This window comes from Paracoccus sp. L-17, assembly GCF_056857655.1.
Genome location: NZ_JBSXNM010000046.1, coordinates 83,860 through 103,395, shown reverse-complemented (window position 1 = coordinate 103,395; position 19,536 = coordinate 83,860). Strand labels below are relative to the sequence as shown.

Sequence of the window (19,536 nt, the reverse complement as noted above, 5' to 3'; positions counted from 1 at the left end):
GCAGTCAGACCAACAGGGCCGGAAGGGGAATCACATGGCGCTTCGTTTGTTTACCGCCGCATCGATCGCCGCGCTGATGGCGGGATCGGCGCAGGCTGAAATGGTGCTGCATGTGCTGCATACCAACGATCTGCACAATCGGATCGAACCGATCAACAAATATGACAGCACCTGTGACCAAGAGACGCAAGATGCGGGCGAGTGTTTCGGCGGGGTCGCGCGCGTGGCGGCAAAAGTCAGGGAACTGCGTGACAAGATCACCTCGGAGGGTGGCAATGTGGTCGTGCTGGATGCGGGCGATCAGTATCAGGGCAGCCTGTTTTACACGACCTACAAGGGCACGGACGTGGCAGAGTTCATGACCGATATCGGCTATGACGCGATGTCCGTCGGCAATCATGAATTCGATGACGGTCCCGAAGGGCTGGCAGTCCTGGCCGATGGCGTGGAATTTCCGATTTCCTCCGGCAACCTGGACCTTTCGCAGTCAAATGTGTTGAAAAGCAGGATCGACGACACGGTGACGCTGGATGTGGGTGGCCAGAAGATCGGTATTGTCTCGGCGCTGGCGACCGATACGCCAGAAATTTCGTCGCCCGGTCCCGATGTTATCGTCACTGACGATATCGAGGCGTTGAAAGCCGATGTGAAGACGCTGACCGACCAGGGTGTGAACAAGATCATCGCGCTGACCCATGTCGGTTATCTGCGCGATCAGGAAATTGCCAGAGAGGTGCCGGGCATCGATGCCATCATCGGCGGTCATTCCCACACCCTACTGGGCGAGGGGGAGGACGCAGCCGGACCCTATCCGACCATGGTCTCGGGCCCCGATGGCGTCGAGGTTCCTGTTGCGACTGCCGCCTCGTATTCCAGATATCTTGGCCATCTTATTCTGACGTTCGATGACGAAGGCAAGTTGATCAAGGCCGAGGGCAAGCCGATCCTTCTGGATAGTTCCGTTCCCGAGGACGAGACGATCGTCGCTCGCGTCAAGGAAATGGCCGCGCCGATCGAGGAACTGCGCCAGAAGGTCGTCGCCGAGACCGCGGCGCCCATCGACGGAGACCGCATCAATTGTCGGGCGCGGGAATGCGAAATGGGCGATCTGGTGGCTGATGCGATGCTGGATCGGGTCAAGAATCAGGGCATGAGCATCGCGATCGCCAATGGCGGCGGCCTGCGTGCCTCGATCGCCCAAGGGCAGGTGACGATGGGCGACGTCTATTCCGTACTGCCTTTCCAGAATACGCTGGCAACATTTCGTCTGAAGGGTGCCGACGTGGTCTCTGCCTTGGAAAACGGCGCCAGCAAATATGAGGAAGGCGCCGGTCGCTTTGCACAGGTCGCCGGTCTCAAATATACTGTTGATCCATCGGCCGAGGCGGGTAGTCGGATCAGCGAAGTGATGGTCCGCAAAGATGGCGGATGGAGCCCAATCGATCCCGCCGCGACCTATGGCGTGGTATCGAACAACTACATGCGCGCAGGCGGGGATGGGTATTCGGTCTTCGCGGCGAACGCGACCGATGCCTATGATTTCGGTCCTGATCTGGCACAGGTCCTGGCTGACTATCTTGCGGCCCAAGGTGCGGAATACAAGCCCGCCATGGACGGCCGCATCACCGTCAAGGGGGAATGAGCGGTGCGAAACGCAAACGACCTCAAACGAGGGCCATTCTCGGCACGAGGACGAGATGGTTGGAAAATTCCGTGACTCCAACAACCGGAGCACACTTCGTCCCGATAATCGGTATTATGGAACAATTTGGTATTGATACCGGACACTGCGGATGGTCGCTGGCAGTTTGAACCGGCTTGCTTGCCGGTCGCCGATCCGCGACATTCGCCATAAAAAAGCAAGGAGACTTCAATGGCGGTTTCCCCTCCGGTTTGCGATTTCGGTGCGCCGTGGCATGATTTCACGCTACCCGATCCCGATGGCAAGGCTGTTTCCCTGGCTGATATCGAGGGCTCGAAGGGCACGCTGGTCATGTTCATCTGCAACCATTGCCCCTATGTGCAGGCGGTTCTCGATCGCATCGTGCGCGACGCGAAAGAGATGCAGGCGGCCGGTATTGGCGTTGTCGCGATCTCGGCCAATGATGTGGTCGAGTATCCCGGCGACGGTCCCAAGCAGATGAAGGCAGAGGCCGAAAAACACGGTTTCAGCTTTCCCTATCTTTACGACAAGAGCCAGGATACGGCCCGCGCCTATGGTGCGGAATGCACTCCGGATTTCTTCGGCTACAACGCGGATGGCAGGTTGCAGTATCGGGGCCGGCTGGATTCCTCGACACGGCAGGCTGGTCCCGCGGATGCGAAACGCGAATTGCGGGACGCGATGATGATGATTGCCAAGACAGGAAAAGGACCGGTAAATCAGGTGCCTTCGATGGGATGTTCGATCAAGTGGAAATCCGCATGAACGTCTGCATGGCGCCATGCCCGATCGTTTTCGACCTTGACGGCACGCTGATCGACAGCGCTCCGGACATCCATGCATGCGTCAATGCGGTCCTGCGTCAAAATCGGTTGGCGCCGCTGGGCCAGGATCGGGTGCGCAGTTTCATCGGCGGTGGTGTGGACCTTCTTTGGACCAGGATCATCGCCGCGCTGAGGATCGATCCGGCGTACAGATCAGATCTGATCGCATCCTTCATGACCCGCTATCACGACGCGACCGCGCTGACGCGGCTGTTTCCCGGGGTGGTTGAGGCGCTTGGCACGCTGGCCGACCGCGGGCATCCTCTGGGGATCTGCACCAACAAGCCGATGGGGCCGACGCGCGCGATTCTTGATCATTTTGGAATTGCGGGGTCCTTCGCCCATGTCACCAGCGGCGATTGCCTGCCCCAGAAGAAGCCCGATCCCGCGCCGCTGCGGGCCGCGCTTGCCGCGCTTGGGGCCGATCCGGCTCAGCCGCGCGCAATCTATGTCGGTGACAGCGAATTCGACGCCAGATGCGCCGCGGCGATACAGGTGCCGTTCCTGATCTACACCAAAGGTTATCGCCTGAAGCCGGTCGCAGATTTGCCCCACGATGCTGCCTTCGACGATTTCGCTGCCCTCCCCGCCCTGATCGAGACGCGCGTGATGGTCTGAGCCGGCACGAGCCGGGCGCTTGACAAAAGCCGTTCCGTCGCGCCATGTCTCGGCATTCCCAGCAAGAGGCAGTTCATGGACCTGCGCCAACTCAGCCACAGCATCGCGGTCTCGCCGCAGATCACGCCCGAGGATGTGCCGCAACTGGCCGAGGCCGGATTTCGCGTGCTGATCAACAATCGGCCCGACGCCGAGGTGGACTCGTCCCTTGACCACGAGGTAATGGCAGCGGCAGCAGAGAAGGAGGGAATGGAATACCACTACCTTCCCTTCTCACCCGGCCAGATCACACCGGAACTGATCACCGATTTCGCGCAGGCAACCGCAGGCCGCGGCCCGATCATCGCCTATTGCCGGTCCGGCCACAGATGCACCGTGCTATGGGCGCTGAGCCAGGCCGGAAAGCGCCCTCGGGCTGAAATCATCGATGTGGCCCGCGACGCGGGCTATGACCTGACGCCGGTTCTTCCGCTGATCGATTCGCTGGCAAGCAGGCGCGGCTGATCCGCGATCCTGGCTCAGGCGGGCACGTCCAGCGCGCGCTTGACGTTCGCCGTCCAGCCCAGTAGCCGCTTGTCGCCCGCAAGGATGGCCGGACGCTTCATCACGGCGGGTCTGGCTTCCATCATCGCAACCGGATCGGCGGCGCGTTCTTCCTCGGACATGCCGCGCCATGTCAGGCTGGCGCGATTCACGATCCGATCGCCGAAATCCTTGACCAGACCGGCCCTTTCAGCTTCGGATAAAGGTTCTTTCTGCACGTCGCGGAAGTTTACTCGCCAGCCATGATCTTCCAGTGCGGCAATTGCTTTCTGGCAGGTCGAACAATGGCCCAGCCCATACATTTGCAGTGTTTTCGACATGGCGGAAACCTCGGCTCAGGGAACGAACGGATAGTCGCAGGCCGAAAGCATCGTGATCACGGCGGCAAGACGCATGAAAACCTTCGGAAAACGACGGTCCGATTATCGTCACGCCCTGCCCTGTCGGCAAGTCACAAATCCTCTTCCGGCGGGTGCTGGTGCAAGCTGCGGCGGACCCGCCGCATCGCCCACCAGACGAACAGCACCGCAAGCGGCGTCAGTCCGGCGATCAGATAGGCCTTGTCGATGCCTGTCGCGTTGGCCAGTGGATACAATGCATAGGACAGAAGTCCGACCGCGTAATAGCTGATGGCGACGACGGACAGGCCCTCGACGGTATGTTGCAGGCGCAATTGCAGATCGGCGCGGCGATCCATCCGTTTCATCAGCGCCTGGTTCTGGGCCGAACGTTCCACATCGACCCGCGTCCGCAGCAGATCCCCGGCGCGTCTGGCGCGTTCCACCATGGTCTTCAACCGTTCTTCATTCGACACCACGGTGCGCATCGCGGGCTGATAGCGGCGGCGCATGAATTCGGTCAGCATCTGCCGGCTCATGAAGCGCGTCTCGCGCAGGGCGCTGACGCGGTCCATCACGATCGCCTCATAGGCCTTTGTTGCGCCGAAGCGAAAGGAATGCTGCACCGCCTGCGCCTCGAGCTCGGCCGAGACGGCCAGAAGATCGTGCAGCACCGCGTCGGCTGCGCGGTCGTCATCGGTCATCCCCTCGACAATGGCCGACAGGCGCGGTTCCAACTCGTTCAGGCGGCGCGACAGGCCGCGGGCGCGCCCCAGGCCCAGCATGGACATGGCGCGATAGGTTTCCAGCTCGACCAGGCGGTGCACGATGCGCCCGATCCTGCCCTCGCCCACGTCAGGACGCACGAAAATGGCAAAGCGCATCCAGCCATCCGCGTCGATACGGAAATCGCCCGCGATCATCGCGGCTTCCTCGAGCACCCAGACGGCGGTCAGGCTGTCACGCGCGAACCAGTCCGAAATCCTGTCCAGCGCCTCTTGCGGATGCGCGGGCAGCGTGTCGATCTGAACCATCACCGCCGCGACCCGCCTGCCCGGCGCGCCCTTCTGCCATTCCTCGGAAAAGATGGCGGCGGCCGACGGATCGAAAGGACGGATCGGCAGGCCCGGCGTCGTGGCCATGTAGGTCACGAATTCGGTGTGGCTTTCCCATTTCAGGTCATGCCGGCCCAACCGGCCCTGATAGTGACTCTCGTCGGGATCGGGTCGCGGACCGCCATGGCGATCCACCAGTTCCGACAGATGCGCCATGTCGCGCGCGAGATCGCGATTGGCGGCGTCGCGCGGCTCCTTGAAGGCCACGAAGACACAGGTGGACGGCGCCTTCAGACGAGGCGAGGGACGGGCATGAAGTTCGTTCACCAGCGCATAGCGCAACGGATGTTCGGTTGCCGGGCCCACGCCGTTCTCCTTTAGCTGCGGCTGCCGCAGAACAGGATATACAACACCCCGCCGACGCCGGCGCCGATCAGCCAGCCAAATCCCGACAGCGATTGCAAGGCAGGCAGCCACACTGTCCCGATCGAGAACAGCGCCGCCAGGCCGACCGCCATGATCGCGCGCATGTTCCAACCGCGATCATAATAGTAGCGGCCGGTGGGATCCTCGGTGAACAGATCCTGCACGACCAGATGCCGCTTCTGCACGACATAATAATCCGCGATCAGGATTCCGTAGAGCGGAGCCAGGATCGCGCCCAGCGTATCGACAAAGCCCGCGATGCCGATGGTCGAGATCAGCGACAGCCACAGCGCGCCGATAACAAAGGCGATCAGCGCCGCGATGACGCCGCCGGTCTTTGCGCTGATGCTGGCAGGGGCCATGTTGGCGATGTCATAGGCGGCCGGGATGAAGTTCGCTACAAGGTTGATGCCGACAGTCGCCGCGAAGAAGGTGACCGCCGCGATCAGCGTCAGCGCCAGGCTGTCCACCCGCTCGACGATGGCGGTCGGATCGGTCAGCCTTTCACCAAACAGCACGACCGATCCCGCGGTGATGAAAAGCGCGATGAAACTGAAGAAGGCCATCGAGACAGGCAGGCCCCAGAAATTGCCGCGGCGCATCTGTCCCTCTGTCTTCACGAAGCGCGAGAAATCGCCGAAATTGATCACCACGGCGGCGAAATAGGCAACCATCGTGCCGACCACCGCGATGAAACCCACGACCGGACTGCGCGTGCTTTCGGCATCGGCCTGGAAAATGACGCCGATTTCCGAAAAGATTCCGTTGCCGGCCTTCCACCAGATCATCAGCGCCAGCGCGATCATGACAAGATAGACGAACGGCCCGGCCCAGTTCAGAAACTTGCCAACCCATTCGATTCCCATCAGGAACAATCCGATCTGGAATCCGGCGACGATGACATAGGCGATCCAGTCGATGCCGCTCAGGCCCAGAAACCCGCCACCTACGCCGTCGACCGCGAACACTGCGCTGATCGCCAGAGCCACCGCCGTCGAGGCGAAATAGGTCTGCACCCCATACCAGAAGATCGCGACGATTCCGCGCACCAGCGCCGGAAACCGTGCGCCCCTGACCCCCATCGCGGCACGCGCCATCACCGCATAGGGAATGCCGTAGCGCACGGAGGGCCGGCCCGACAGGTTCACCAGCCACATCACCAGAAGCCCGGCCACGACGATGGCCGCGAAGGTCAGCCAGCCGTTCAGCCCGTATGACAGGAACAGCGACGCCGCCAGCGTGTAGCCGAACAGGCTCTGGATGTCGTTGTTCCAGACGTTGAAGATCTCGAACGCGCCCCAGTTGCGCCGCTGATGCGGAACCGGTGCGAGGTCCTCGTTATAAAGCGACGGATCGCCGCCGCCGACATGGATATAGTCCGGGTGATCCGTCATCACTGTCCCTCATCTTCTCTGGGCGCCATCACAGCCCGGTGAGGCTCCGCCGCGCAAGTGGCTGTGTCGCAAGGAAAGGGTTTCAGGGCGCCTTGTCACGGATTTCGGGATCGGATCCCGGCGCAGGCTGCCCGAAAAACAGGCATCCAGCGCGGCCGGGAGGCTCTGGGGCGACGCCGTCCTTCGGGTCGCCCCCTACGGCCCTGACCGATCACTCCAGCAGCGGCAGCAGCTTGTTCACCGAATCCTTGGCATCGCCATAGAACATGCGCGTGTTTTCCTTGTAGAACAGCGGATTCTCGATGCCGGAATAGCCGGTGCCCTGCCCGCGCTTGCTGACGAAGACCTGTTTCGCCTTCCAGACCTCCAGAACCGGCATCCCGGCGATGGGGCTGTTGGGATCCTCTTCGGCGGCCGGGTTCACGATGTCGTTCGAGCCGATGACGATCGCCACGTCCGTGGACGGGAAATCCTCGTTGATCTCGTCCATCTCCATCACGATGTCATAGGGCACCCTGGCCTCGGCCAGCAGCACGTTCATGTGGCCCGGCAGACGGCCCGCAACGGGGTGGATGGCAAAGCGCACCTCCTTGCCGGCCGCGCGCAGCTTGCGGGTCAGTTCGCTGACCGCGCCCTGCGCCTGTGCCACCGCCATGCCATAGCCGGGCACGATGATGACGCTGTCGGCATCGTTCAGCGCCGCCGCCACACCATCGGCGTCGATCGGGATCTGCTCGCCCTCGATCTCGGCCGCGGGGCCGGTCTGACCGCCAAAGCCGCCCAGGATCACGCTGACGAAGTTCCGGTTCATCGCCTTGCACATGATATAGCTGAGGATCGCGCCCGACGATCCGACCAGAGCGCCGGTCACGATCAGCAGATCGTTGGACAGCGTGAAGCCGATCATCGCCGCGGCCCAGCCCGAATAGCTGTTCAGCATCGACACGACGACCGGCATGTCCGCGCCGCCGATGCCCATGATCAGGTGGTAGCCGATGAAGAAGGCCAGAGCCGCGACCAGGATCAGCCAGAACATCCCCGGTCCGACCCCGGTGAAATACAGCAGACCCAGGATCAGCGCCAGAATCAGGGCGCCGGCGTTCAGCATATGGCCGCCCGGCAGCTTCTTGGGCTTGCCGTCGACCTTACCGGCCAGCTTGCCGAAGGCGACGACCGATCCGGTAAAGGTCACCGCGCCGATGAAGACGCCAAGGAAAACCTCGATCTTCAGCATCGCGATCTCGGCCGGGCTCTTGTCCGCCAGAACGGCGGCAAAACCCTGGAATTCGTAGGCAAGGCCCTCGGCCTTGAGGCGCAGAACGCGCGCCATCTCGATCTGGGCGTTGAAGCCGACGAAGACGGCCGCCAGACCGACCAGTGAATGCATCGCCGCGACAAGCTGGGGCATTTCGGTCATCTGCACGCGCTTGGCGACGACCCAGCCGACGCCGCCGCCGATGGCGATCATGATCAGCGACAGGAACCAGTTGCCGGCGCCGGGACCGAACAGGGTCGCCAGGACCGCAAGGGTCATGCCGACGATGCCATACCAGATCGCGCGCTTGGCGCTTTCCTGTCCCGAAAGCCCCCCCAGCGACAGAATGAAGAGGATGGCGGCGACGACGTAGGCCGCGGTGGTGAATCCGTAATCCATGCCTGCGCCCCCTTACGATTTCTGGAACATGGCCAGCATCCGGCGCGTGACCAGAAAGCCGCCGACGATATTGACCGAGGCCATCAGCACGGCCAGGGTCGCGAGGATCAGCACCCAGGCCGAGCCCGATCCGATCTGCAGCAGCGCGCCCAGGATGATGATCGAGGAAATCGCGTTGGTGATCGCCATCAGCGGCGTATGCAGCGAATGGGCCACGTTCCAGATGACCCGGAAACCGACGAAACAGGCCAGCACGAAGACGATGAAGTGCGACATGAAGCTGGCAGGCGCGACAAGGCCGATCAGCAGCAGCAGGATCGCGCCGCCCGCAAGCAGCGTGACCTGGGACCGGGTTTCGGCCTTGAAGGCGGCGACCTCTGTTGCGCGACGCTCTTCCGGGGTCAGTTCCTTTTTCTTTTCCTTGGGCTTCTGGACCGCGATCGCGGCCACCTTGGGCTTGGGCGGCGGATAGGTGATGTCGTGGTCATGGACCACCGTCGCGCCGCGGATCACATCATCTTCCATGTTGTGGACGACAACGCCGTCTTTTCCGGGGGTCAGATCGGTCATGAAGTGACGGATGTTGTTTCCGTAAAGTTCCGAGGACTGGGTCGCCATTCGGCTGGCGAAATCGGTATAGCCGATGATCACCACGCCATTCTCGGTCACGATGCGTTCGTCCGCGACGGTCAGTTCGCAATTGCCGCCCTTTTCGGCCGCGAGATCCACGATGACGCTGCCGGGCTTCATCGCCTCGACCATGTCGCGGGTCCACAGGACCGGCGCATCCCGGCCCGGAATCAGCGCCGTGGTGATGACCACGTCCATGTCGGGGGCCAGTTCGCGGAATTTCTTCAGCTGCGCCTCGCGGAATTCGGGGCTGGAGGGCGCGGCATAGCCGCCGGTCTCGGCGCCGTCCCTGGTCTGCTCCTCGAAATCCAGATAGACGAATTCCGCGCCCATCGATTCGATCTGCTCGGCCACTTCGGGACGCACGTCGAAGGCATAGACGCGCGCGCCAAGGCTGGTCGCGGTCCCGATGGCGGCCAGTCCGGCGACGCCCGCGCCCACGATCAGGACCTTCGCCGGCGGCACCTTGCCCGCGGCCGTCACCTGGCCCGTGAAGAAGCGGCCGAAATTGTTCGCCGCCTCGATGACCGAACGATAGCCGGCGATATTGGCCATCGAGGACAGCGCATCCATCTTCTGCGCGCGGCTGATGCGCGGCACCATGTCCATGGCGATGGCGGTGATGCCCTGTTGCCTGGCCTTGTCCAGCAGATCGGCGTTCTGCGCGGGATAGAGGAACGAGATCAGCGTCTGCCCCTCGCGCATCTGCCCGATCTCGGATTCCGAGGGGGGGCGCACCTTGGCCACGATATCGACCGCGCCGATCAGCGCCGCGGCGTCCGGTTCCACGCCGACGCCGGCAGCGCGGTAATCGTCATCGGAAAACCCGGCTGCCGCACCTGCACCGCTTTCGACAAATGCCTCGTGCCCCAGCTTGCGAAGATGCGTCGCCGAAGACGGCGTGATCGCAACTCGCGCCTCCCCGGCGAAGCCTTCCTTCAAAGCGCCAATCTTCATGGCCTCGATGCCCCCTCGCTGAATTCCAAATTCTGTCGCTGAACCCATAGCATTGCGCAACAATCTTTCACAAGACCGTGGTTGCGGCCCAGCCATTCCGCGGCACCTCTCGCCTGACGCGGACAAACTGCGGGTCGGTCGCCACGAAAAATGCCGCGCGGCACCCGTCCGCGCGGCATTCCATCGCTTTTCCTTGAACTGCCCGCGAGGGTCAGTTCGCCGGCGCGGTCTGGGTCGTGCTGTCCGCTCCGGCGCTGCCCTGCGTGCCCGAGGTGCCGGCCGACCCGTCCGTGGCGGTGCCGGTCTCGGGGGCGGGAGTGGTCGTGGTCGAAGGCTGGGTCGTGGCCGGTTGATCGGTGACCGCCTCATCGACTGCATTGGCCGCATCCGACGCCGCCTCGGCCGCCGAATCGGCTGCGTTCTGGGCCGCATCGGCGGCGGACTGGACCGCCTGCCCCACGCTGTCGCCGGTCGCCTGGGCCGCGTTCTCGGCCGCAGTGGCCGCATCGCTTGCTGCATTTTCAGCCGCGGTCGCAGCGTCGCTGGCAGCGTTCTCGGCGGCAGTGGCGGCCTCGTTCGCAGCCGCCTCGGCATCGGCGGCGGCGTTGTCGGCTGCCGATTGCGTCTCGGTGCCCGCCGTCTGGTCTGCCGGCGCCGCGACCGGATCGGTCGCCGTGGTGGTATCGGCCGCGGGAACATCGGTTGTCGTGGTCACGGTCGTGGTGTCGCCTTCGACCGCCACGGTGTCATCGGTCATGAACCGTTGCAGCACGAAATAGGCCAAGGCCAGCGCCAGAAGAACACCGATGATCAGCGGCAGTGCCGAGGACCGGCGCTCGACCGGCTCGACATAGGTTTCCTTGGGCGCGGCAGGGTCGCGATCGACGGGATCGGTGCGCTTCGGGTCATTCGGGTCATAGGTCATGTGCTGCCCTCCAATTTGTGCTGACAAGACGCGCGCTTAGCGCCCCTTTCTCTGTCTTCTGCCCGCGACGCTGTCAATCGGGTCCCAGCGGGATGCCGGCTTGCGACCGGGCCCTCAGGCGAATAACACCAGTGGAAAGATCAGGTTCCCCCTGAACCGACAGGTTTTTTTGACCGGAGCACGCGATGACACGGCAGCCTCAGCAGACGACGCAATTTCTTGCCGACTACCGGCCGTTTCCCTTCCTGCTGTCCGAAACCCGGCTGGATTTCGAACTCGGCCCGCACGCGACGCTGGTGCGCGCCGATCTTTCGCTGACCCCGCGCGATGTCTCGAAGGTCGAGGATCTGGTGCTGGACGGTGGCAAGGAGGTTGCGCTTCGCTCGCTCAGAATCGACGGGACCGAACCCGACCCCGTCCATGTCAGCCGCGACGATGAGACCCTGCGCATCGCCGCCGCCGCCCTGCCCCGGACCGCCTTCACGCTGAGCACCGAGGTCAGCATCGATCCTGCCGCCAATACCGCGTTCGAGGGATTGTACATGTCGGGCGGCATGTATTGCACCCAGTGCGAGGCCGAAGGATTCCGCCACATCACCTTCTATCCCGACCGGCCCGACGTGATGGCGATATTTCGGGTCAGCATCCGTTCGGACATGCCGGTGCTTCTGTCGAACGGCAATCCTGTCGAAAACCGTGACGGAATGGCCGAATGGCACGATCCCTGGCCCAAGCCCAGCTATCTGTTCGCGCTGGTCGCGGGCAAACTGGTCGCGGTCTCCGACCGGTTCACGACGCGTTCGGGCCGCGAGGTGGCGCTGAATGTCTGGGTCCGTCCGGGCGACCAGGACCGCGCGGGCTTTGCCATGGAATCGCTTATCAAATCAATGAGATGGGACGAACAGGTCTATGGCCGCGAATACGATCTGGACGTGTTCAACATCGTCGCCGTCGATGATTTCAACATGGGCGCGATGGAAAACAAGGGCCTGAACATCTTCAACTCGAAGCTGGTCCTGGCCAGCCCGGAGACCGCGACCGACGCCGATTACGAACGTATCGAGGCGGTGATCGCGCATGAATATTTCCACAACTGGACCGGCAACCGCATCACTTGCCGCGACTGGTTCCAGCTTTGCCTCAAGGAGGGTCTGACGGTCTTTCGCGACCAGCAGTTCACCAGCGACATGCGCAGCGCGCCGGTCAAGCGGATCGAGGACGTGCGCGCCCTGCGCGCCCGCCAGTTCCGCGAGGATCAGGGTCCGCTGGCCCATCCGCCGCGGCCCGATCACTATGAGGAAATCAACAATTTCTACACCGCGACCGTCTATGAAAAGGGCGCCGAGGTGATCGGCATGTTGAAGCGTCTGGTCGGCGACGACGGCTATGCCAGGGCGCTGGATCTGTATTTCGACCGCCATGACGGCCAGGCGGCGACGATCGAGGACTGGCTGAAGGTCTTCGAGGATGCGACGGGCCGCGACCTGGCGCAGTTCAAGCATTGGTATACCGATGCCGGCACGCCGCGCCTGACCATGGCCGAGGATTGGGACGCCGATGCCAATCGTCTGACCCTGACCTTCACGCAGGACACGCCGCCCACGCCCGGCCAGGCCGACAAGCCCGCCCGTGTCATTCCCATCGCGGTCGGGCTGATCGGTCGCAATGGCGACGAGGTTCTGCCGACCCGGATGCTGGAGATGACCGAGGCGCGGCAAAGTTTCGATTTCGACGGGCTGGGCGCGCGGCCGGTCGTCTCGGCGCTGCGCGGCTTCTCGGCGCCGGTGATGCTGGATCGACCGCTGGACGACGCCACCCGCGCCTTCCTGCTGGCCCACGACACCGATCCCTTCGCCCGCTGGGAGGCCGGTCGCGATCTGGCCCTGTCGGCGCTGACCGCCCTGTCGCAGGGGCGCGAGGCGGGGGCCGATTTCGTCGATGCGATCGGCCGGCTGGCGGGCGACGACAGCGCCGATCCGGCCTTTCGCGCCCTGTGCCTGACCCTGCCCGGAGACGAGGATGTCGCCACCCGCCTGACAGCCCAGGGCGTGACGCCGGACCCGGATGCGATCCATGCCGCACGCGAGGGTCTTGCCCGCCGCGTGGCCGAGGCCCATGGCGATCTGCTGGCGGCGATCCATGACCGGATGCGGGTCGATGGCCCCTACTCGCCCGATGCGGCGGCGGCCAGGCGCCGCTCGCTCAGGATCGCGGCGCTCGGGCTGCTGAACCGCATCGACGGCGGCGACCGGGCCAGCGTGCTGTTCGGCAGCGCCGGCAACATGACCGAGCGGATGGCAGCGCTGATCTGTCTGATCCGGCGCGGCCGGGCGGCATCCGCGCTTTCGGCGCTGGAGGACGAATTCGGCGACAACCGGCTGGTGATGGACAAGTGGTTCTCGGTCCAGGTCATGGCCGCGCCGCCCGCCGAGGCGGTCGCGACCGCCCGCAGCCTGTCCGAACGCCAGGATTTCGACTGGAAGAACCCCAACCGCTTTCGTGCGCTGCTGGGCGGGCTTGCGGGCAACCACGCGGGTTTCCACGCGGCGGACGGATCGGGCTATGATTTCACCGCCGACTGGCTGATGCGGATGGATCGCGCCAATCCCCAGATCGCCGCCCGGATGTCCACCGCGTTCGAGACCTGGCCCCGGTATGACGCCACCCGCCGCGCCCGGGCGCTGGCGGCATTGCAGCGGATCGCCGCGATGGAAGGGATCAGCCGCAACCTGCGCGAGATGGTTTCGCGGATGATCGCCGCCGGAGCCTGAGGGCGCTTGTGGCGGCTCTTGTGGCGGGGCAGAATGGTGCAAATGAATGAATCGTCCGCCGATGCCAGGGCCGATATGCAGGCCCGACTCGATCCGCTGATTGCCGAGCGGGCACCGTGGCTCTATTCGGGAAAGGCGCACCACCGCATCGCCCGGCGGGTGATGATGCGGCTTCTGCGCTATCCGCGCACGATCCGGCTGGCGGCCGAACTGCGCGATCTGCCCACGCCCGAGATCATGCGCCGGATGACCGACCTGATCGTCCGCGACGTTCGTGTCTCGGGGATGGAAAATCTGCCGGCCAGCGGTCCCGCGCTGATCGTGTCGAACCATCCCACCGGCATCGCCGACGGAATTGTCATGCACGCGGTCCTGCAATCGCTGCGAGACGATCTTTTCATCTATGCCAATCACGACATGATCCGGGTCATGCCCCAGGTCGAGGATCTGATCGCGGGGGTGGAATGGCGCCAGGAAAAGCGCAGCCACGCCAAGACCAAGGCCACGATGGATTACACGCGCGATGCGCTTGGCGCGGGCCGGATCGGGCTGATCTTCCCTTCGGGCCGACTGGCCAAGCGGCAGGGCCTGACCCTGCACGAACGCCCCTGGATGGCCAGCGCCGCGATGATCGCGCGCAAGTTCGGCGTTCCGGTCATCCCGCTTCGCATCCGCGCCCGCAATTCGGTCCTGTTCTACCTGCTGGACGCGATCCATCCGACGCTGCGCGACGTGACCCTGTTCAACGAGGTGCTGAACAAGGCGCGCCAGAGCTATCGCATCACCGTCGGCGCGCCGATCGATCCGGCCACGCTGCCCAGGGGCAGCGACGAGGCCATCGCGATCCTGCGCGACGCGGCGCTGTCGCTGCCGCCGCCGGGCGAGGATGCGGCACGGCTGGCGCGGGGCGGCGGGGCGGTCGTGCGCCCGCGCCGGGCGAAAAGCCGCATCGCCTGAGCCCGGCCCCGGCCGGCACCCGGCTCAGGTCGGCCGGTCCAGGTGTCCCAATGCGCGGCCGGGGTCGATCCGGTCGCGGATCGCCTGTTTCAGGGTCCGGATGTCGGGAAATCCGCCATCGCGCCTACGCTCCCAGATGTCGCCGCCGTCCAGCGTGATGCGGAAGACACCACCACTGTCGTCGGGAATGATCGTGACCTGCAAATCAGGGCCGAAGGTCGACAGACATTCCTGCGCGTACCAGCCCGCCCGAAGCAGCCAGTTGCAGCCGGTGCAATAGGTGATCTCCAGATGCGCGCGTCGGGCGGCGGTCGGGTCCGTCATCACAGGGCCATGTCGTCGCGATGAATCAGGGCGGCACGGCCGGGATAGCCCAGCAGCGATTCGATCTCGGCCGAGCGGTGGCCGGCGATCCGGCGGGCCTCGTCGGCGGTATAGCGGGCAAGGCCGGTGCCCAGCGTCTGGCCCTGCGGACCCGCGATCGCGACCGGATCGCCGCGCCCGAAATCGCCCGCGACGGCGCACACGCCGGCGGGCAACAGGGATTTGCCGCGGCGCAACGCCTCGGCGGCGCCCTGATCGACGGTCAGAACGCCCTTGGGTTTCATCGCCGCGATCCAGCGTTTGCGCGCGGCCTGGGGATCGCCCTCGGGCAGGAACCAGCTGCACCGCGCGCCGCCCGCCACCGCCGAAAGCGGCCGCATGACCGACCCTTCGGCGATCACCATCGCGCAGCCCCCGGCCACGGCGGTGCGCGCCGCCATCAGCTTGGTTTTCATGCCGCCCCTGGACAGGCCGGAGACCGGATCGCCGCCCATTGCCTCGATCGCGGGTGTCAGCTGCGCGATGATCGGCAGATGGCGCGCCTGCGGATCGGTCTTGGGATTGGCGGTATACAGCCCGTCCACATCCGACAGCAGCAGCAGCTGGTCGGCCCCGCAGGTCACGGCGATCTGCGCGGCAAGGCGGTCATTGTCGCCATAGCGGATCTCGTCCGTGGCCACGGTGTCATTCTCGTTCACGATCGGCACCACGCCCAAGCCCAGCAAGGTCTGCATCGTCGCGCGGCTGTTCAGGTATCGGCGGCGCTCGGCGCTGTCTTCCAGCGTCAGCAGGACCTGCGCGGTCTTGACCCCGTGCGGGGCCAGCGCCTCCTCATAGGCGCGGGCCAGCCGGATCTGGCCCACCGCCGCCGCTGCCTGCGCCTGTTCCAGCGGCAGCGCGCCGGAAGGCAGTTCCAGCACCCGCCGGCCAAGCGCGATCGACCCGGACGAGACCAGAACCACATCGGTGCCGCGCGCGCGCCATCGCGCCACGTCGTCGCACAGCCCGCGCAGCCAATCGCCGCGCAGCCCCTCGGGGCCGACCAGCAAGGCCGAGCCGATCTTGACGACCAGCCGGCGCGCCTGTTGCAGCGACGGGGCTAGGGCCGCCATGGCGCCTCGGGTTGATCTTCCGCCCCGGTCCCGCGCGATGGCGCGATCTCGGACCACAGGGCGCGCAGCACCTGCGGCACGCCCTGTTTCGAGACGCCCGACATCAGGTGGACCGGGCCGCCGGTCAGCGATTCCAGCACCGCCTGGCGTTCGGCGATGGTGTCATCGTCCAGCGCATCGATCTTGTTCAGCGCGGTGACGCGGGGCTTGGCCATCAGCACCGGCGAATAGGCGGCCAGTTCGTCAAGGATGGTGCGCGCATCCGCGCCCACATCCCCGGACGTGCCATCGATCAGATGCAGCAGCACGTTGCTGCGTTCGACATGGCCCAGGAACTGATCGCCCAGACCCCGGCCCTCGCTGGCCCCTTCGATCAGGCCCGGAATGTCGGCCATGACGAATTCGCGCCCGTCGATGCCGACCACGCCGAGGTTGGGATGCAGCGTCGTGAAGGGGTAGTCCGCGATCTTCGGCCGCGCGTTCGACACCGCGGCCAGAAAGGTCGATTTGCCGGCATTGGGCAGGCCGACCAGACCCGCATCCGCGATCAGCTTCAGGCGCAGCCAGATAGTGCGTTCCACCCCCGGCTGGCCGGGATTGGCGGTGCGCGGCGCGCGGTTGGTCGAGGTCTTGAAATGCAGGTTGCCCCAGCCGCCATTGCCGCCGCGCGCCAGCAGCACGCGGCTGCCCGGTTCCGTCAGATCCGCGATCACCGTTTCCCCGTCCTCGTCCAGGATCTCGGTGCCGGCCGGCACCCTCAGCACGATATCCTCGCCCGACCGGCCGGTCATCTGGCTGCCCATGCCGTGCTGACCGGACCGGGCGAAGAAATGTTGCTGATAGCGAAAGTCGATCAGCGTGTTCAGCCCGGGCGCGGCCTCGGCCCAGACATCGCCGCCCCTGCCGCCATCGCCGCCGTCGGGACCGCCATATTCGATGAATTTCTCGCGCCGGAACGACACGCAGCCCGCGCCCCCCCCGCCCGAGCGGATATGAACCTTGGCGAGATCGAGAAACTTCATGGCTCGGGCTCCTTTGCGCCCACGCGATACGCGGATGCGGACCGGCGCGCAAGGGATGGCAAAAGGCCCCGCGCTGCCTATGTAGAGGTCGAAGGAGCCAGCCATGATCCACTTCGACAACAGCTATGCCCGCCTGCCCGATGGGTTCTTCGCGCGTGTCGATCCGACCCCGGTGCCCGCGCCGCGCCTGCTGGCGCTGAACCAGCCGCTGGCGGATCGGCTGGGCCTGGACGCGGATTGGCTGCGCGGGCCGGAGGGCGTGGCGATGCTGTCGGGCAATGCCATGCCGGAGGGGGCCGAGCCCATCGCCCAGGCCTATGCGGGCCATCAGTTCGGCGGCTTCGTGCCCCAGTTGGGCGACGGCCGGGCGGTGCTGCTGGGCGAGGTGGTCGGGCCGGACGGCGCGCGGTTCGACATCCAGCTGAAAGGCTCGGGCCGGACGCCGTTCTCGCGTCAGGGCGACGGGCGGGCCTGGATCGGGCCGGTCCTGCGCGAATATGCGGTCAGCGAATTCATGGCGGCGATGGGCGTGCCGACGACGCGGGCGCTGGCGGCCGTGGCGACCGGCGAAACGGTCTGGCGCGAGAACGGCTTTCCGGGTGGTGTGCTGACCCGCGTCGCGGCCAGCCATATCCGTGTCGGCACCTTCCAGTTCTTCGCCGTCAGGGGTGATGAGGCGCGGCTGGCGGCGCTGACCGACCACGTCATCGCGCGGCATTATCCGCAGGCGACCGGTCCCCTGTCGCTGCTGGATCACATCGTGGCCCGGCAGGCCGAAACCATCGCCGCCTGGATGGCCCTGGGCTTCATCCACGGCGTGATGAACACCGACAACATGGCGGTGTCGGGCGAGACCATCGATTACGGTCCCTGCGCCTTCATGGACGGCTATCATCCCGACACGGTCTTTTCCTCGATCGATCACGCAGGCCGCTATGCCTGGGCGCAGCAGCCCCAGATCGCGGTCTGGAATCTGGCGCAGCTGGCCAGTTGCCTGATCCCGCTGATGGGCGAACGCGATGCCGCGATCGAGGCCGCGACCCGATCGGTCCATGCCTTCGCGCCGCTCTACGAGGCGGCGTGGCTGCGGCGTTTCGGAGAAAAGCTGGGACTGACGGGCGTCGCGCCGGTCAAGGACCTGGCCGAAGGGCTGCTGACGCTGATGGCGCGGGAACGGGCGGATTTCACGCGCGTCTTCGCCGGGCTGGCCGATGGCGGCGCCCGCGACGAATTCACCGATCCGACGGCCTTCGATGCCTGGGCAGAGGGCTGGCGAAGGAGCGATCCCGACCCGGCGCTGATGGCCCATGCCAATCCGCGGCGCATTCCGCGCAACCACCGGATCGAGGCGGCCATCGCCTCGGCCGTGGCCGGCGACATGGCGCCCTTCGAACATCTCTTCCTGGCCGTGACCCACCCCCGCGAGGATCGCGCCGACTGGGCCGACCTGGCCCGGGCGCCGCTGCCGGAACAGGCAGTCAGACAGACTTTTTGCGGAACCTGATGGCGGCGGGGGGGCGTTGCCCCCCATCCTCTTGCAGAGGATTCCCCCCAAGGTATTTTGAAAGAGTGCGAGGGGACGGGCCGGGTGCTGAAACTGGCAAGCTACAATCTTCACAAGTGCCGGGGCGTGACCGGACCCCACGCGCCCGAGCGCAATCTGGCGGTCATCGCCGCGCTGCGGCCCGACATCATCGCCCTGCAGGAGGTGGATTTCCGCTTCGGTGCCCGCCCCGAGGCGCTGCCGCGCGGATTGATCCGCGACGCCACGGGGCTGGTCGCGGTCGAGATCACCGGTCGGACCGGCGAACAGTCGCTGGGCTGGCATGGGCAGACCATCCTCATGCGCCCGGATCTTGCCGCGGCCGCGACCGTCCGGCGTCTGCCCCTGCCGGGGCTGGAGCCGCGCGGCGCCGTGGCGGTGCGGCTGCCGGGGTTGACGGTGATCGGAATGCATCTGGGTCTGGCGCGATCCTCGCGCCGGGCCCAGTTGCAGCGCATCACCGCGCAGGCGGCGCGGATCGCGGGTGATCATGTGGTGATGATGGGCGATTTCAACGAATGGCGCGACGATCGCGGCCTGGAATCGCTGGCCGGATTCCGGGTGATCGCGCCGGGCCCCTCGTATCCCGCCCCCCTGCCCCGGCTGGCTCTGGACCGGATCGCCATGTCACGGCACCTGCACCTGCTGGACAGCGGCGTCTTCGCGGGCGCACGGGCGCGCGACGCCTCGGACCACCTTCCGATCTGGGCCGAGATCGCCCTGCCCTGACGAAAGCGGCTTTCGGCCTGCCGCCTTCGCGGGTATGCAGGCGCCGACACA

General features: G+C 65.4%; 17 protein-coding genes. 8 read left to right on the top strand and 9 right to left on the bottom strand.

All coding sequences use genetic code 11. The features are described 5' to 3' along the window. Positions 1 to 34: 34 nt before the first annotated feature. The 4 genes from AC13CR_RS17360 (at position 35) to AC13CR_RS17345 (ending at position 3,609) form a co-directional block, all read left to right on the top strand. Positions 35 to 1,642, top strand: coding sequence for a bifunctional metallophosphatase/5'-nucleotidase (locus tag AC13CR_RS17360; RefSeq protein ID WP_292955343.1), 1,608 nt, complete (start codon positions 35 to 37; stop codon positions 1,640 to 1,642). A 231-nt stretch (positions 1,643 to 1,873) separates the two neighbouring features. Beyond that, the gene (locus AC13CR_RS17355) at positions 1,874 to 2,428 is read left to right on the top strand and encodes a thioredoxin family protein (RefSeq protein WP_292955340.1); all 555 of its coding nucleotides are present in this window, start codon (positions 1,874 to 1,876) and stop codon (positions 2,426 to 2,428) included. Continuing rightward, on the top strand, positions 2,401 to 3,105 hold the full coding sequence (gene gph / locus AC13CR_RS17350) for a phosphoglycolate phosphatase (RefSeq protein ID WP_292955337.1): 705 nt from the start codon (positions 2,401 to 2,403) through the stop codon (positions 3,103 to 3,105). The genes AC13CR_RS17355 and gph overlap by 28 nt, the downstream gene beginning before the upstream one ends. A 75-nt stretch (positions 3,106 to 3,180) precedes the next feature. Beyond that, positions 3,181 to 3,609, top strand: a complete 429-nt coding sequence (locus tag AC13CR_RS17345) for a protein tyrosine phosphatase family protein (protein ID WP_292955334.1) — start codon at positions 3,181 to 3,183, stop codon at positions 3,607 to 3,609. A gap of 14 nt (positions 3,610 to 3,623) precedes the next feature. Here the strand turns inward: AC13CR_RS17345 and AC13CR_RS17340 are convergent, their stop codons facing one another. From AC13CR_RS17340 to AC13CR_RS17315, 6 genes are all read right to left on the bottom strand, one after another. After that, entirely contained in the window at positions 3,624 to 3,968 is a 345-nt protein-coding gene (locus AC13CR_RS17340; RefSeq protein ID WP_292955331.1) for an arsenate reductase family protein, read from the bottom strand. A gap of 131 nt (positions 3,969 to 4,099) precedes the next feature. Further along, positions 4,100 to 5,407 (bottom strand): DUF3422 family protein, encoded by a 1,308-nt coding sequence (locus AC13CR_RS17335; RefSeq protein ID WP_292955328.1) that lies wholly within the window; start codon positions 5,405 to 5,407, stop codon positions 4,100 to 4,102. 11 nt (positions 5,408 to 5,418) lie between these two features. Next, positions 5,419 to 6,861: an NCS1 family nucleobase:cation symporter-1 gene (locus AC13CR_RS17330; protein WP_292955325.1), complete on the bottom strand. Its 1,443-nt coding sequence runs from the start codon at positions 6,859 to 6,861 to the stop codon at positions 5,419 to 5,421. Positions 6,862 to 7,072: 211 nt separating this feature from the next. Next, positions 7,073 to 8,515 carry an NAD(P)(+) transhydrogenase (Re/Si-specific) subunit beta gene (locus tag AC13CR_RS17325; RefSeq protein ID WP_293014142.1) on the bottom strand — a complete coding sequence of 481 codons (1,443 nt, stop codon included), beginning with the start codon at positions 8,513 to 8,515 and terminating at the stop codon, positions 7,073 to 7,075. Positions 8,516 to 8,527: 12 nt separating this feature from the next. Beyond that, positions 8,528 to 10,102, bottom strand: a complete 1,575-nt coding sequence (locus AC13CR_RS17320; RefSeq protein ID WP_292955319.1) for a Re/Si-specific NAD(P)(+) transhydrogenase subunit alpha — start codon at positions 10,100 to 10,102, stop codon at positions 8,528 to 8,530. A 211-nt stretch (positions 10,103 to 10,313) separates the two neighbouring features. Next, a complete protein-coding gene (locus AC13CR_RS17315) occupies positions 10,314 to 11,027 on the bottom strand; it encodes a hypothetical protein (protein ID WP_292955316.1) in 714 nt (237 codons plus the stop codon). Between the two features lie 185 nt (positions 11,028 to 11,212). Here AC13CR_RS17315 and pepN point away from each other — a divergent pair, with 185 nt between their 5' ends. Together pepN and AC13CR_RS17305 are read left to right on the top strand one after the other, a co-directional pair. After that, positions 11,213 to 13,798: an aminopeptidase N gene (gene pepN, locus AC13CR_RS17310; protein ID WP_482900919.1), complete on the top strand. Its 2,586-nt coding sequence runs from the start codon at positions 11,213 to 11,215 to the stop codon at positions 13,796 to 13,798. A 42-nt stretch (positions 13,799 to 13,840) separates the two neighbouring features. Further along, entirely contained in the window at positions 13,841 to 14,755 is a 915-nt protein-coding gene (locus tag AC13CR_RS17305) for a 1-acyl-sn-glycerol-3-phosphate acyltransferase (protein WP_292955310.1), read from the top strand. Positions 14,756 to 14,779: 24 nt separating this feature from the next. Here the strand turns inward: AC13CR_RS17305 and AC13CR_RS17300 are convergent, their stop codons facing one another. From AC13CR_RS17300 to obgE, 3 genes are read right to left on the bottom strand one after another with little or no spacing between them, the layout of a single operon-like run. Continuing rightward, a complete protein-coding gene (locus AC13CR_RS17300) occupies positions 14,780 to 15,079 on the bottom strand; it encodes an Rdx family protein (protein ID WP_292955307.1) in 300 nt (99 codons plus the stop codon). After that, positions 15,079 to 16,191 carry a glutamate 5-kinase gene (proB, locus tag AC13CR_RS17295; RefSeq protein WP_446232450.1) on the bottom strand — a complete coding sequence of 371 codons (1,113 nt, stop codon included), beginning with the start codon at positions 16,189 to 16,191 and terminating at the stop codon, positions 15,079 to 15,081. Before proB ends, AC13CR_RS17300 begins: the two co-directional genes overlap by 1 nt. Continuing rightward, on the bottom strand, positions 16,179 to 17,213 hold the full coding sequence (gene obgE / locus AC13CR_RS17290; RefSeq protein ID WP_292955301.1) for a GTPase ObgE: 1,035 nt from the start codon (positions 17,211 to 17,213) through the stop codon (positions 16,179 to 16,181). The genes proB and obgE overlap by 13 nt, the downstream gene beginning before the upstream one ends. Positions 17,214 to 17,316: 103 nt before the next feature. Between obgE and AC13CR_RS17285 the strand changes: the two genes are divergently transcribed. Continuing rightward, entirely contained in the window at positions 17,317 to 18,717 is a 1,401-nt protein-coding gene (locus AC13CR_RS17285; RefSeq protein ID WP_292955298.1) for a protein adenylyltransferase SelO, read from the top strand. A gap of 84 nt (positions 18,718 to 18,801) precedes the next feature. Then, a complete protein-coding gene (locus tag AC13CR_RS17280; RefSeq protein ID WP_348670548.1) occupies positions 18,802 to 19,485 on the top strand; it encodes an endonuclease/exonuclease/phosphatase family protein in 684 nt (227 codons plus the stop codon). Positions 19,486 to 19,536 lie beyond the last annotated feature (51 nt).

Bases quoted from the DNA above. Each gene is read 5' to 3' on its own strand.
- proB (WP_446232450.1), bottom strand. From the start codon at position 16,191: ATGGCGGCCCTAGCCCCGTCGCTGCAACAGGCGCGCCGGCTGGTCGTC.
- AC13CR_RS17355 (WP_292955340.1), top strand. From the start codon at position 1,874: ATGGCGGTTTCCCCTCCGGTTTGCGATTTCGGTGCGCCGTGGCATGAT.
- AC13CR_RS17305 (WP_292955310.1), top strand. From the start codon at position 13,841: ATGAATGAATCGTCCGCCGATGCCAGGGCCGATATGCAGGCCCGACTC.
- AC13CR_RS17330 (WP_292955325.1), bottom strand. From the start codon at position 6,861: ATGACGGATCACCCGGACTATATCCATGTCGGCGGCGGCGATCCGTCG.
- obgE (WP_292955301.1), bottom strand. From the start codon at position 17,213: ATGAAGTTTCTCGATCTCGCCAAGGTTCATATCCGCTCGGGCGGGGGG.
- AC13CR_RS17285 (WP_292955298.1), top strand. From the start codon at position 17,317: ATGATCCACTTCGACAACAGCTATGCCCGCCTGCCCGATGGGTTCTTC.
- AC13CR_RS17360 (WP_292955343.1), top strand. From the start codon at position 35: ATGGCGCTTCGTTTGTTTACCGCCGCATCGATCGCCGCGCTGATGGCG.
- AC13CR_RS17300 (WP_292955307.1), bottom strand. From the start codon at position 15,079: ATGACGGACCCGACCGCCGCCCGACGCGCGCATCTGGAGATCACCTAT.
- AC13CR_RS17325 (WP_293014142.1), bottom strand. From the start codon at position 8,515: ATGGATTACGGATTCACCACCGCGGCCTACGTCGTCGCCGCCATCCTC.
- AC13CR_RS17320 (WP_292955319.1), bottom strand. From the start codon at position 10,102: ATGAAGATTGGCGCTTTGAAGGAAGGCTTCGCCGGGGAGGCGCGAGTT.
- pepN (WP_482900919.1), top strand. From the start codon at position 11,213: ATGACACGGCAGCCTCAGCAGACGACGCAATTTCTTGCCGACTACCGG.
- AC13CR_RS17340 (WP_292955331.1), bottom strand. From the start codon at position 3,968: ATGTCGAAAACACTGCAAATGTATGGGCTGGGCCATTGTTCGACCTGC.
- AC13CR_RS17315 (WP_292955316.1), bottom strand. From the start codon at position 11,027: ATGACCTATGACCCGAATGACCCGAAGCGCACCGATCCCGTCGATCGC.
- AC13CR_RS17345 (WP_292955334.1), top strand. From the start codon at position 3,181: ATGGACCTGCGCCAACTCAGCCACAGCATCGCGGTCTCGCCGCAGATC.
- gph (WP_292955337.1), top strand. From the start codon at position 2,401: ATGTTCGATCAAGTGGAAATCCGCATGAACGTCTGCATGGCGCCATGC.